Source organism: Streptococcus infantis, from assembly GCF_047465525.1.
Taxonomy (GTDB): Bacteria; Bacillota; Bacilli; order Lactobacillales; family Streptococcaceae; genus Streptococcus; species Streptococcus infantis_R.
Genome location: NZ_JASGZS010000060.1, coordinates 1 through 758 on the forward strand (window position 1 = coordinate 1; position 758 = coordinate 758).

The 758-nt window shown below is 52.6% G+C and carries 1 protein-coding gene; it reads right to left on the reverse strand.

The annotated features are described in order from the left end of the window. Positions 1–758 (reverse strand): hypothetical protein (locus QM374_RS10715; RefSeq protein ID WP_414311736.1); only part of this gene is annotated, 758 nt, incomplete at both ends.

Genomic DNA, 758 nt, shown 5'->3' on the forward strand with positions numbered 1-758 from the left:
GTTGAAGCTGACTGGCTAGCTGATGTACTTGCTGATTGACTTGCGCTTGTTGAAGCACTTTGGCTTGCCGACGTGCTTGCTGATTGGCTCGCACTGGTTGACGCTGATTCAGAGGCCGATGTGCTGGCTGATTGGCTCGCACTGGTTGATGCTGATTCAGATGCACTTGTGCTTGCTGATTGACTGGCGCTTGTTGAAGCTGACTGGCTAGCTGATGTACTTGCTGATTGACTGGCGCTTGTCGAAGCACTTTGGCTTGCCGACGTGCTTGCTGATTGGCTCGCACTGGTTGACGCTGATTCAGAGGCCGATGTGCTGGCTGATTGGCTTGCACTGGTTGAAGCACTTTGGCTTGCTGACGTGCTTGCTGATTGGCTCGCACTGGTCGATGCTGACTGGCTAGCTGATGTACTTGCTGATTGACTTGCGCTGGTTGAAGCACTTTGGCTTGCTGACGTGCTTGCTGATTGGCTCGCACTGGTTGACGCTGATTCAGATGCACTTGTGCTTGCTGATTGACTCGCACTGGTTGATGCTGATTCAGACGCTGACGTGCTTGCTGATTGGCTTGCACTGGTTGATGCTGACTGGCTAGCCGATGTACTTGCTGATTGACTTGCGCTTGTTGAAGCACTTTGGCTTGCCGACGTGCTTGCTGATTGACTGGCGCTTGTTGATGCTGACTGGCTAGCTGATGTGCTTGCTGATTGACTTGCGCTTGTTGAAGCACTTTGGCTTGCTGACGTGCTTGCTGATTG